The organism is Microbacterium sp. NPDC019599, assembly GCF_040632175.1.
Lineage (GTDB): Bacteria > Actinomycetota > Actinomycetes > Actinomycetales > Microbacteriaceae > Microbacterium.
Genome location: NZ_JBEYBL010000002.1, coordinates 18498 through 30177, shown reverse-complemented (window position 1 = coordinate 30177; position 11680 = coordinate 18498). Strand labels below are relative to the sequence as shown.

The 11680-nt window shown below is 71.3% G+C and carries 14 protein-coding genes; 9 read left to right on the top strand and 5 right to left on the bottom strand.

Features of this window, described 5'->3' with window-relative positions:
* Nucleotides 1–73 precede the first annotated feature (73 nt).
* Nucleotides 74–772 (bottom strand): response regulator transcription factor, encoded by a 699-nt coding sequence (locus tag ABZ477_RS03590; protein ID WP_360128010.1) that lies wholly within the window; start codon nt 770–772, stop codon nt 74–76.
* Between the two features lie 115 nt (nt 773–887).
* Between ABZ477_RS03590 and ABZ477_RS03585 the strand changes: the two genes are divergently transcribed.
* From ABZ477_RS03585 to ABZ477_RS03570, 4 genes are all read left to right on the top strand, one after another.
* On the top strand, nt 888–1178 hold the full coding sequence (locus tag ABZ477_RS03585) for a hypothetical protein (RefSeq protein WP_360128007.1): 291 nt from the start codon (nt 888–890) through the stop codon (nt 1176–1178).
* 201 nt (nt 1179–1379) lie between these two features.
* On the top strand, nt 1380–1979 hold the full coding sequence (locus ABZ477_RS03580; RefSeq protein WP_360128004.1) for an FABP family protein: 600 nt from the start codon (nt 1380–1382) through the stop codon (nt 1977–1979).
* Nucleotides 1979–3079: a folate-binding protein gene (locus ABZ477_RS03575; protein ID WP_360128001.1), complete on the top strand. Its 1101-nt coding sequence runs from the start codon at nt 1979–1981 to the stop codon at nt 3077–3079. Before ABZ477_RS03580 ends, ABZ477_RS03575 begins: the two co-directional genes overlap by 1 nt.
* Nucleotides 3076–4188, top strand: a complete 1113-nt coding sequence (locus ABZ477_RS03570) for an FUSC family protein (protein WP_360127998.1) — start codon at nt 3076–3078, stop codon at nt 4186–4188. The genes ABZ477_RS03575 and ABZ477_RS03570 overlap by 4 nt, the downstream gene beginning before the upstream one ends.
* Nucleotides 4189–4203: 15 nt before the next feature.
* Here ABZ477_RS03570 and ABZ477_RS03565 read toward each other — a convergent pair whose 3' ends face one another.
* On the bottom strand, nt 4204–5028 hold the full coding sequence (locus ABZ477_RS03565; protein ID WP_360127995.1) for a class I SAM-dependent methyltransferase: 825 nt from the start codon (nt 5026–5028) through the stop codon (nt 4204–4206).
* Between the two features lie 55 nt (nt 5029–5083).
* Here ABZ477_RS03565 and ABZ477_RS03560 point away from each other — a divergent pair, with 55 nt between their 5' ends.
* A complete protein-coding gene (locus tag ABZ477_RS03560) occupies nt 5084–5833 on the top strand; it encodes a phosphoglyceromutase (protein WP_360127992.1) in 750 nt (249 codons plus the stop codon).
* Nucleotides 5834–5905: 72 nt separating this feature from the next.
* On the opposite strand, the gene phoU is transcribed toward ABZ477_RS03560, so the two are convergent.
* Nucleotides 5906–6589 (bottom strand): phosphate signaling complex protein PhoU, encoded by a 684-nt coding sequence (gene phoU, locus ABZ477_RS03555; RefSeq protein ID WP_360127989.1) that lies wholly within the window; start codon nt 6587–6589, stop codon nt 5906–5908.
* A gap of 158 nt (nt 6590–6747) precedes the next feature.
* On the opposite strand from phoU, the gene ABZ477_RS03550 reads away from it, so the two are divergent.
* Both ABZ477_RS03550 and ABZ477_RS03545 read left to right on the top strand, forming a co-directional pair.
* Nucleotides 6748–7977 carry an ATP-binding protein gene (locus tag ABZ477_RS03550; RefSeq protein WP_360127986.1) on the top strand — a complete coding sequence of 410 codons (1230 nt, stop codon included), beginning with the start codon at nt 6748–6750 and terminating at the stop codon, nt 7975–7977.
* Nucleotides 7974–8657: a response regulator transcription factor gene (locus tag ABZ477_RS03545; RefSeq protein ID WP_360127983.1), complete on the top strand. Its 684-nt coding sequence runs from the start codon at nt 7974–7976 to the stop codon at nt 8655–8657. The genes ABZ477_RS03550 and ABZ477_RS03545 overlap by 4 nt, the downstream gene beginning before the upstream one ends.
* A gap of 68 nt (nt 8658–8725) precedes the next feature.
* Here ABZ477_RS03545 and ABZ477_RS03540 read toward each other — a convergent pair whose 3' ends face one another.
* Complete coding sequence (locus ABZ477_RS03540; protein WP_360127980.1) at nt 8726–9226, bottom strand: DNA modification methylase; 501 nt, start codon at nt 9224–9226, stop codon at nt 8726–8728.
* A gap of 171 nt (nt 9227–9397) precedes the next feature.
* Here ABZ477_RS03540 and ABZ477_RS03535 point away from each other — a divergent pair, with 171 nt between their 5' ends.
* Together ABZ477_RS03535 and ispD are read left to right on the top strand one after the other, a co-directional pair.
* On the top strand, nt 9398–9880 hold the full coding sequence (locus ABZ477_RS03535) for a CarD family transcriptional regulator (protein WP_345799861.1): 483 nt from the start codon (nt 9398–9400) through the stop codon (nt 9878–9880).
* 28 nt (nt 9881–9908) lie between these two features.
* Entirely contained in the window at nt 9909–11132 is a 1224-nt protein-coding gene (ispD, locus tag ABZ477_RS03530) for a 2-C-methyl-D-erythritol 4-phosphate cytidylyltransferase (RefSeq protein ID WP_360127976.1), read from the top strand.
* A gap of 28 nt (nt 11133–11160) precedes the next feature.
* Here the strand turns inward: ispD and ABZ477_RS03525 are convergent, their stop codons facing one another.
* Nucleotides 11161–11670, bottom strand: a complete 510-nt coding sequence (locus tag ABZ477_RS03525; protein ID WP_360127973.1) for a GNAT family N-acetyltransferase — start codon at nt 11668–11670, stop codon at nt 11161–11163.
* Nucleotides 11671–11680: the final 10 nt, after the last annotated feature.

Below are 11680 nucleotides of genomic sequence, written 5' to 3'. Positions count from 1 at the left end.
TGACGAGTGTGTGAACCGATCGGCTCGCTCAGACGGTCGCCGATCCGGGCCGGTGGACTCCGGATGCCGCGCGCTACGCGGGCGAGTGCGTCGACGTCGCCGGCAGCTGGTCGTCGTCGTAGACGTTGAAGCGGTAGCCGACGTTGCGGACGGTGCCGATGAGCTGCTCGAGGTCGCCGAGCTTGGCGCGCAGGCGCCGGACGTGCACGTCGACGGTGCGGGTGCCGCCGAAGTAGTCGTAGCCCCACACTTCGCTGAGCAGCTGCTCCCGCGTGAAGACGCGCGACGGATGCGTCGCGAAGAAGTGCAGGAGCTGGAACTCCTTGTACGTCAGGTCGAGCGGCTTGCCGTGGACCTTGGCGGAGTAGGAGGACTCGTCGATCGTGATGCCGGACGTCTGGATGCGGGTCGACACCTGCTCCTTCGACATCCTTCCGATGGCGAGCCGCACGCGGGCGTCGACCTCGGCCGGTCCCGCCGTGACGAGGATGACGTCGTCGATCCCCCAGTCGGTCGAGACGGCCGTGAGGCCGCCCTCGGTGACGACGAGCACGAGCGGGGCATCCAGCCCCGTCGTGTTCAGGATCTTGCAGAGCGACTTCGCGCCGACGAGGTCGACGCGCGCGTCGACGAAGATGACGTCGGCGCTCGGTGCGTTCACGAGCGATGCCGGTTCGGCCGGGATCTGACGCACTCGATGGCTGAGCAGCTCGAGCGAGGGCAGGACCGGCCCTCCTCCGTGTGCGGAACTCAGTACGAGGAGCTGTGCCAAAACGAGACCTCCCGGCGCGGCCGGACGCGACTTGAGACCCCAGTTTAGGGGTCAGCCCGATGTCTCGGCCCGCGCATTCCCTCCGAGGCGCGCCGCAGTACGCCAGAATGGACCCATGGCAGCACCCGTGCTCGCGCCGCGCCGCGCCACCGGCGGCATCGTCGCCGTGTGGGTCGTCGCGGCCGTCATCGGCATCGTGATCGGCCTCTTCGTGCCCGCGGATTGGCGCGCGGCGTGGCTCGTCGTCGGGCTCGGCGGGTCGCTCGCCCTCGCGTGCGCCGTGCAACTCGCGTACGGGCGCTCGCAGGGCTACATCCAGCGTGTCGCGATCAGCGTCCTCGGCGCGTTCGTCGTCCTGGGCGTCATCAGCCTCGGGTTCGGGCTCGCCTCCATCGTTCCCGGCTAGCACCGCCCGTGATGCGACGGATCCCCTGGGCGCCCTCCGGCGCAGGGGGAGGATTCCCCGGCTAAGCTGACGGTATGGATCTCGTCGCGCTCGAACTGTTCTTCGTGGGACTGCTGGCTCTCGCGTCGCTCGCGATCGTCTTCGTCTCCGGGACTGTCGTCTGGAACCTGTACCGCGGCCAGCGCTGAAAGTCGGCGCGTCGTGATCGAGCTGCCGACCGACCTCCCCGCCGATCTCGTGCCGCTGTCGTGGCTCGTCGGCGTGTGGGAGGGCACCGGAGTCATCGACTACGAAGCGGGCGGTGAGCGCTTCGACGGCGAATTCGCGCATCGCGTGAGCTTCAGCCATGACGGCGGCGACTACCTCAACTACTCGGCCAGCGCCTGGCTCCTCGGCGAGGAGAGGCGCACGCCGCTCGTGGCCGAGATGGGGTACTGGCGCCTCTCGCGGCCTGCGGGACCCGCGGACGCCGGGCCGGGGCTGCTTCCGGCGGTCGCGGCGCCCGTCGAGCGCACCGCCGATGACGTGGAGCTCCTGCGCACCAAGGAGGGCGGCTTCGACATCGAGGCGTCCATCGTCCACGCCGACGGCGTGAGCGAGCTCTACCTCGGTCAGGTGCGGGGTCCGCGCATCGACATCGCGACGGATGCTGTCGTGCGCACCGCCGGTGCGAAGGTCTACGGTGCGGCGACCCGCATGTACGGCCTCGTCGACCAACACCTCCTGTGGGCGTGGGACATCGCGGCGCTGGGCGCCGACCTCGCGTCGCACGCGTCGGCGCGTCTGGCCCGGGTGGAGTGATGGTCGCGGGGTTCTCTCGCGTTCCGGGCGCGGTGACCGACGAGCGGGGCCTGCTCCACGTCGGCAACCCCTTCGTCGAGCAGCGTGCGCTCGCGGCGGGCGACGCGGTGACGCCGCTCGGCGACCGCCGCGTCCTCGCGGTGGAGGGGGAGGACCGGCTCTCCTGGCTCGACTCCCTCACCTCGCAGGCCGTCGCGCATCTCGCTCCCGGCGAGAGCACCGAACTGCTCGTGCTCGACCCGCAGGGCCGCATCGAGCATGCGGCATCCGTCCTCGACGACGGCCAGGCGACGTGGCTCATCGCGGACGCCGGCGACGCCGAGGCGCTCCTCACGTGGCTCATGCGGATGCGGTTCCGGCTGCGCGTCGCGCCGCGCGATGCCGGCGACGAATACGCCGTCGTCGGTGGAGCGGCCTCCGCACTCGCCGCCGTGACGCCGGCTGCGCCGGCGGGGACGCCCCTCGTGTGGCGCGATCCCTGGCCGAACGTCGGTCCGGGCGGACACGCCTACGCGCTCGTCGAGCCGCACCCCGGTGCCGAGCGCGACTGGTCCGAGGCGATCGTGACGCGCGCCGAGGAGGAGCGGATCGCCGAGGCGGCCGCCCGCGGCGAGATCGCGCTCGCGGGGCTCGTCGCCGCGGACGCGCTGCGCGTCGCGGCGTGGCGTCCGCGCTGGTCCGCAGAGGTCGACGAGCGCAGCATCCCGCACGAGCTGGACTGGCTCCGCACCGCAGTGCACCTCAGCAAGGGCTGCTATCGCGGCCAGGAGACCGTCGCGAAGGTGCACAACCTCGGGCATCCGCCGCGGCGGCTCGTGGCCCTCTCGCTCGACGGCAGCGAGAGCCTCCTTCCCGCCCCCGGCGCGTCGGTCCGCGACGGCGAAGACGTCGTCGGCACCGTGACGTCGTTCGCGCAGCATTTCGAAGAAGGTCCCATCGCGCTCGCGATCGTCCGCCGGTCGACGCCCGTCGACGCACCGCTCGTCGTCGACACCGAGGAGGGCCCGGTCGCCGCGCAGCAGGAGGTCGTCGTGCCTCCCGACGCCGGCGCGACGGCAGGGGTTCCCCGACTTCCGCGCCTGTCGCGCCGCACCCGATGACCTCACGGCCGGGGAGCGCGCCTGTCACGCAGGCGATCCCGACCGGCTGGCGGAGGCGGATCGATCCGCGCCTCGCCCTGGCGCGTGTCCAGGCGTCGGCGATCCCGATCGTCCAGATCGTCGTCGCGGCGACCGGGGCGTACGCGTTCGCGCACTACGTGCTCGGGCATCCGGCTCCGCTCATGGCGGCCACCGTCACGGTCGGCAGCCTGGGCCTCGTGCGCGACGCGCGCCCGGGACGCGTCCTCGAGACGGTGCTCGGGATGCTGGTGGGCATCGTGATCGCCGAGCTGCTGCTCCTGACGGCCGGGACCGGATCCTGGCAGATCGGCGTCGCGCTGGGGGTCACGCTCGTCGTGTCGCGGTTCCTCTCCGGGCAGGCCGGGTTCGCGATCGCCGCGGCGATCCAGTCGCTCATCGTCATGGTCGTCCCGTCGCCGGCGCCGTTCCTGCGGCTCTACGACGGCATCATCGGCGGCGTCGCGGCACTCCTCGTGACGGCGCTCATCCCGCGCAACCCGATCAAGACCGAGCTGCGCGACGGCCACAAGGTGTTCGCTGCGGTCGATTCGACAGCATCCGCTCTCGTCCAGGCGCTGCGCAGGGGCGACCGGTTCCGCGCCGAACGGGGGCTCGAGAAGGCCCGCGCGATCACGCCGGTCGTCGACGACTGGCGCTCCTCGCTGGAGTCGGGGCTCGCCGTCGCCCGCATCTCGCCGTTCCTCCGACGGCAGCGGTTCGAGCTCCAGCGCCACGACCGCATGCGCGCCGCCGTCGATCTCGCGGTCCGCAATCTGCGCGTCATCGCCCGTCGCGTCGTCTATGTGTGCGACGACGGCCGGGCTCGTCCCGTCGCCGCCGATCTGCTCGCCGAGGTCGCGCGCGCAGCCGGCGTCGTCGCGACCTCGCTCGACGACATCTCGCTGCAGCCCGCGGCACGCGAGGCGCTCACCGTCGTGGCCTCGCGCCTGGACCCGGCCGCAGTCCTGCCGGACGCGTCGCTGGGCGATCAGAACCTCGTCGCCGCCCTGCGGCCGCTCGTGGTCGACCTGCTCACGGCCACGGGACTCACGCCGGCCGAGGCGCGGGCGATCATTCCTCGCATCTGATCCTGTGGAGGGGGTTCACGCGGGCGCGACGGAGCTCCAGGGCAGGGTGACCTCGCCGAGGCGCCAGCGCGAGCGCGCCTGGACGGGCCAACCCGCCGCGGCCAGCGCACGCAGAGCGGTCTCCCACCGATGGACGGCGCCGAACGGCGCGACGCCCGCGGCGCGGTCCCACTCGGCGTCGAGCGCCTGGAGGAAGGCGTGCACGCGCTCGCCCGGGACGTTGCGGTGGATGAGGGCCTTGGGCAGGCGCTCGGCCGCGATCGACGGATGCTCGAGCCCCGCGAGCCGCAGAGACACCGAGAGCGATCGCGGCACGGCGTCGGGGCCGACCGCGACCCACGTCACGATGCGCCCGAGCTCGTCGCACGTGCCCTCGACGAGGACGCCGCCCGGTGCGAGCCGGTCGCACATGCGCCGCCACGCGCCGGCAACTTCGGTCTCGGAGTACTGGCGCAGGACGTTCATGGCCCGGATCACGACGGGCCGCCGCCCCGCGGCCACGGGCACCTCGAACCCGCCGAGCTCGAACGAGACCCGCGCGTCCGGCGCGAAGCCGGTGGCCCCCTCGTGCACCCGCGCGAGCTGGTCGCGGGCCCGCGCGACGCGGGCGGGCTCGATCTCGAGGCCCAGTACCTCGACGTCGGCGCGCGTGCGCGCGAGCCGCGCGTGCAGCTCGAGCGACGTCACGGCGCTCGCGCCGTAGCCGAGGTCCACGACGAGGGGATCGTCGGCGCGCCGGAGTGCCGGAAGCCGGGCGATCCAGCGGTCGACGCGGCGCAGGCGGTTGGTCCCCGTCGTTCCCCGGGTCACCTGCCCGACTGGTGTCAGCCCGGTCGCCATGACCCCATGATGCCAGGCCCGTGCGGCGCCATCCGGCGTCGGTATCATGGCGAGCATGACCGCGCCCTACACGCTGATCCTCCTTCGTCACGGCCAGAGCGATTGGAACAAGCTCAACCTCTTCACCGGATGGGTCGACGTCCGGCTCTCCGACCAGGGGAAGGCCGAAGCCCAGCGGGGCGGCGAGCTCCTCGCCGAGTCGGGGCTGCACCCCGACGTCCTGCACACCTCTGTCCTCACGCGTGCCATCCAGACCGCCAACATCGCCCTCGACGCCGCCGACCGCGCGTGGATCCCGGTCAAGCGCACGTGGCGTCTCAACGAGCGCCACTACGGCGCCCTGCAGGGCAAGGACAAGGCCCAGACGCTCGAGGAGTTCGGCCAGGAGCAGTTCATGCTGTGGCGTCGCTCGTTCGACGTCCCGCCGCCCCTGCTGGACGACTCGTCGGAGTGGAGCCAGGTGAACGACCCCCGCTACGAGGGCATCGACGGCGAGATCCCGCGCACCGAGTCGCTCAAGCTCGTCATCGACCGCCTCCTGCCGTACTGGGAGAGCGACATCAAGCCCGACCTCGCCGCGGGCAAGACGGTCCTCGTGACGGCGCACGGCAACTCGCTGCGCGGCCTCGTCAAGCACCTCGACGGCATCAGCGACGCCGACATCGCCGAGCTCAACATCCCGACCGGCATCCCGCTGGTCTACCGCCTCAACGAGGACTTCACCCCCGCGGGCCCCAGCGAGTACCTCGACCCCGAGGCCGCCGCCGCCGGCGCTGCGGCGGTTGCCGCGCAGGGCAAGAAGTAACCTCGCGCACGCGAAGAAGAGCGGATGCCGCCCCCCGGGGGCATCCGCTCTTCTGGTCTGTGCGGGCGTCCGCTACGGCGTCGCGCCGGGGATGACGAACGAGTCGTCGCTGTCGGTCGTCCAGTCACCCGTCGCGAGGTACATGACCTTCTTCGAGATCGAGACGGCGTGGTCGCCGAAGCGCTCGTGGTAGCGGCTCGCGAGGGTCGCGTCGACCGTTGCGGCGGGCTCGCCCTGCCAGCTGTCGGAGAGGACCTTCTCGAAGACCGAGATGTGCAGCTCGTCGATGTCGTCGTCGATGTTGCGCAGCTCCTCGGCGATCGTGAGGTCCTGCGTCCTGAGGAGCTCGGTGAGCTTGCGGGCCACATCGACGTCCAGCTGCCCCATCTGGGTGAACGTCGTCTTGAGCCCCTTCGGGATCGCGCGCTCGGGGAAGCGCATGCGCGTGAGCTGCGCGATGTGCTCGGCGATGTCGCCCATCCGCTCGAGAGACGCGCTGATGCGCAGCGCGCTCACGACGATGCGGAGGTCGCGGGCGACAGGCTGCTGACGCGCGAGGATCTCGATCGCGAGCTCGTCGAGGGCGATCGCCTTCTCGTCGATGACGATGTCCGACTCGATGACCTCTTCCGCGAGCGTGACATCGCTCGTGCTGAACGCGCGCGTCGCCTTCTCGATCGCCGTCGTGACGAGCTCGGAGATCTCGACGAGACGGTCCTGAACGTCCTCCAGCGACTGGTGGAATACTTCGCGCATTCGGTTCTTCCTCTCCGCGGCACGGGTCCCCGCGACCCCGGCGATTGTCGTCAGGGAAGGTTAACGAACGGTGCCGCGAGAGTGAATAGTAGCCGCAGCCGCGTGCGCCCAGTCCGAACCGGGGGTTCGGGACTGCCTCGGCCCCTACATTGGAAGGCATGGAATCGACGCAGCTCGCGCTGCTCGCCCTGCTCCTCGGGGCGGCGATCGGGAGTCTGGTCTCCGTCGTCATCATGGCGTCGCTGCGAGCGCGGGATCGCCTCGAGGCGGCGACGTCGGCGGCAGTTCCCGAGGGCGTCGCGCAGGTGCTCCACGGCATGGATGACGCGGCCGCCGTCGTCGACGCGTCCTTCACCGTCATCGCCGCGTCCGCGCCGGCCATCCCCTTCGGATTCATCGAGGGAAGCGTCCTGCCGGGCGAGGATCTCAAGAGCGTCGCCCGGCGGGCGCGCAGCGGAGAGGCCGCCGCGACGGCGACCCTCCGGCTGCGCAGGGGAGCCCCGCCGGCAGAGCCGCGCCTGGTCGTCGTGCGAGCGACGCGCATCTCGTCGCGCTTCTCCTTCCTCGTGCTGCGCGACATCACCGAGAAGGAGCGCGTCGAGCAGATGCGACGGGATTTCGTCGCGAACACGAGCCACGAGCTGAAGACGCCGGTGGGTGCCGTGAGCCTGCTCGCGGAGGCCATCGAATCGGCCGCCGACGATCCCGCACAGGTGCGGGTCTTCGCGGCGAGGCTCCTGGCCGAGGCGACCCGTCTCGCCCAGCTGACGGGCCGCATCATGAGCCTCTCGCGGCTGCAGGCCGCCGACGAGCTCGGGGACGAGCGGGACGTCGCGGTCGACGAGATCGTCGCATCGGCTCTCGAGGCCCACGCGATCCAGGCCGATTCGGCAGGCGTCACCATCGTCCGCGGTGGCGAGCGCGGGCTCTGGGTCCGCGGTGACGCCCAGATCCTGAGCGAGGCGGTCGGCAACCTCCTCGCCAACGCGATCGCCTACTCGCCGAGCGGCTCGAACGTCGGCGTGGGGATCAAGTCAGGCGATCGCATCGTCGAGATCGCCGTGTCCGATCGCGGGATCGGCATCCCCGAAGGCGAGCAGGCCCGCGTGTTCGAGCGCTTCTATCGGGCCGACCAGGCCCGCTCCCGCCGCACCGGTGGGACTGGCCTCGGCCTGTCGATCGTGAAGCATGCGGTGCAGCGACACGGCGGCGAGGTGACGCTGTGGTCCCGTCCAGGCCGCGGATCGACCTTCACCATCCGGCTACCGCTCGTCGACGGGCCGGTTCCCGAAGGTCCCCGCAAGAAGCGTAAGAAAGCTCGTGGAAAGGCTGCGCTGCGCCGTCCGACCCCCGCAGAGCCCGCCCCTGTGAATGGAGACACCGCATGACCCGCGTCCTGATCGTCGAGGACGAGCCAGACCTCGCCGACCCGCTCGCCTACCTCCTCCGACGGGAGGGGCATGAGGTCGAGATCGCCGAGGACGGTCCGAGCGCCCTCACGGCGTTCCGCGAGCGCGGCACCGACATCGTGCTGCTCGACCTCATGCTTCCCGGGATGCCGGGGACCGAGGTGTGCCGGCAGATCCGGTCGACGTCCAACGTGCCGATCATCATGCTCACGGCGAAGGACTCGGAGGTCGACATCGTCGTGGGGCTGGAGCTCGGCGCCGACGACTACGTCACCAAGCCCTACTCGGCGCGTGAACTCCTGGCCCGCATGCGCGCCGTCCTCAGGCGACAGTCTTCGGCGGATGCCGACCTCGACGACCGCGTCCTGTCCGGTGGTCGCGTGACCCTCGACATCGACCGGCACACGGTCGCCGTCCAGGGCAGCGAGATCAGCATGCCGCTCAAGGAATTCGAGCTCCTCGAGGTGCTGATGCGCAACGCAGGCCGAGTTCTCACCCGCGGCCAGCTCATCGACCGCGTGTGGGGCACCGACTACTTCGGCGACACCAAGACGCTCGACGTCCACATCAAGCGCATCCGGTCGCGCATCGAGGAGAACCCGGGCGAGCCGCGGATGCTCGTGACCGTGCGAGGCCTCGGCTACCGCTTCGAGGCCTGAGCCCGGGCAGCGAAGAGCCCCCTCGACGTCGGACGTCGAGGGGGCTCTTCTGTGGTCTCAGTCGCGGCTCAGGGGACGAATGGCGCGAGGTAGTCGAGGGTGCCGTCGAGCACCGGCACGGCGACCTCGACGCCCTCGGCGTCGCCGGACTGGAAGTAGACGAGCACGTCGGAACCGGGCTTGGCGCCGAGGCCCTCGACGAGCAGCGGGTCCTCCGTGACGCCGAGGCTCACGGTGGTGTTGGCCGGAACCCGGATCGACTCCGTGACGGGGCTGGTCTCGCCGATCTCGAGCTCGAGGGTGTGCGCCTGGTCCGTCGAGTTCACGATCGCCGCGATGAGGTTCGCGTCCTCGCCGCTCTCGTCGGCGACGAAGAGGGCATTGCGCACCTCGAGGGGACCCGAGTCGGGGACGTTCACGCCGTCGGAGGGGGAGTAGGGCAGCGTCGTCGCCTGAGTCGACAGCATCGCGCAGCCGGTCGTCCCCAGGAGGACGACGGCGCCCAGCGCGAGCGACGAGACGAGACGCGCTCGGTTCGTGGCGACTGCCCCGGCGAAGCTGCGGTGCATGGAAATCACGGATCCTCCCGGGACGGATGACGGCATCCTTTGCATTCTAGGGCTTTCCGTCGCGTCCACCGTGTCCGGGCCGGGTGTGCTCCTCGCCCGCCATGCCTGGGCGGCGAACCTTAGCGTATGTCGCCTGTGGTATCCTGGAGGTTGCCGAAAGGACATAACTGCATGCTTTTTGAGGTTGGCGAGACCGTTGTTTACCCGCACCACGGGGCGGCGACAATCGCAGAAGTCAAGACCCGAATCATCAAGGGCGAAGAAAAGGTCTACCTCAAGCTCCGAGTCACTCAAGGCGATCTCACGATCGAGGTTCCGGCCGACAACGTCGACCTCGTCGGCGTTCGCGATGTGATCGGCAAGGAGGGGCTCGAGCGCGTCTTCGAGGTGCTCCGCGCACCGTTCACGGAGGAGCCGACCAACTGGTCGCGCCGCTACAAGGCGAACCTCGAGAAGCTCGCCTCGGGCGACGTCATCAAGGTGAGCGAGGTCGTCCGCGACCTGTGGCGCCGTGACCAGGACCGCGGTCTGTCGGCGGGCGAGAAGCGCATGCTCGCGAAGGCCCGTCAGATCCTGATCTCCGAGCTCGCCCTCGCCGAGAAGACCGACGAGGAGCAGGCGAGCGTCGTCCTCGACGAGGTCCTCGCCTCCTGACGTCGACCCGGGCCGGTAGCGTGATGGCGTGCCCCTCGACTCTGCTCGGGGACCGGGCCTGATCCCTGTCCCTCGCGTTGCCGTCATCGTCGTCGCTGCCGGGTCGGGAACGCGGCTCGGGAGCGGCGCTCCAAAGGCCTTCGTGGGCCTTGACGAGCACACGATCCTCCGCCACGCGCTGCGCGGCGTGTTCGCGGCGCCCGAGGCGCAGGTGGTGATCGTCGCGCCCGCAGGTCGCGAGGGCGATGCGCTGACAGAGGCTCTCGAGGCTTCGGGCGATCGCCGCGATCTCGTGACCGTCGCGACCGGCGGAGCGACGCGCCAGGAGTCCGTGCGCGCGGGCCTGCACGCGGTGTGGGCGGACGTCGACATCGTCCTCGTCCACGACGCGGCGCGGGCCCTCACGCCGCCGGAGGTCTTCGCCCGCACGATCGCCGCGATCGCCGACGGCGCCGACGGCGCGATCCCCGTCCTGCCCGTAATAGACACGATCAAGCGGGTCGACGGCGCCGCCGTCGTGGGCGCCCTCGACCGCTCGGAGCTCGCCGCTGCGCAGACGCCGCAGGGGTTCCGTCGCGACGTCCTCGACGCCGCGTATCAGGCCGCCGTCGACGACTTCACGGACGACGCGGCGCTCGTCGCGGCAGCGGGCCATGCCGTCGCCGCGGTGGCCGGCGATGCGCTCTCCTTCAAGATCACGACGCCCGCCGACCTCGAGCGGGCTCGCAGCCTCGTCCAGCCGATCGCGCCCGCGCCGGCGACCCTCGCGGCGGCGCAGGCCGCGCCCCGCGTGGGCTTCGGCACCGACGTGCACGGCTTCGGCGGCGAGGGGACCCTCTGGCTCGCAGGCCTCGAATGGCCGGGCGAGCCCGCGCTCTCCGGCCACTCCGACGGCGACGCGGTGGCCCACGCGATCGTCGATGCCCTCCTGTCGGCGGCCGGGCTGGGCGACATCGGCACCCACTTCGGCACGGACCGCCCCGAGTACGCCGCCGCGCACGCCGAGGCGTTCCTCGCGCGCACCCTGGCGCTGATCGGCGAGGCCGGGTGGCGCGTCGGCAACGTCGCCGTGCAGGTGCAGGCCAACCGGCCGCGCTTCGCCGCGCGCCGGGCCGAGGCCGAAGCAGCACTGTCGGCAGCGCTGGGAGGAGCATCCGTCTCGGTCTCCGCCACGACGACCGACGGCCTCGGCTTCACGGGCACGGGGGAGGGGGTCGCGGCCTTCGCCGTGGCGCTGCTCGTCCCTGCCTGAGCGCCCGCAGCAGCCCACAGGAGCGCTCCTAGAGCGTGCGCGTCATGAAGACCGAGAACGGGTCGTGCGTGTAGCCCTCGAAGGGCCCGCACTCGACGAAGCCCTCGCTCGCGTAGAGCCGCTGGGCGGGGAGGAAGTCGGGCGTCGTCCCGGTCTCGAGCCAGAGGCTCGTCATCCCGCGCTCGCGGGCCGCGGCGACGATGTGCCGCAGAAGCGCACGCCCGACCCCGGCGCCGCGGAAGTCGTCGTCCACCCGCATCGACTTGAGCTCGCCGCGCTCGGCGTCCAGCGCCTTGAGGGCGCCGATGCCGGCGATGCGGCCGTCGATCCAGGCCGACCAGAACGTGATGGCGGGATCGCGCAGCGCGTCGAGGTCCAGCGCGTGCACGCTCTCGGGAGGCGACGTGTCATGCATCCCGGCCAAATGCGACGCGATGAGCGCATGCGTCGCCGCGCCGCTCAGATCGTCGACCCGGATGTCGATGGTCATGCCGGCCCCTTCTCCACCCGTTCGCGAGCCTTCACGAATGTACGCCATCGGCGGCGTG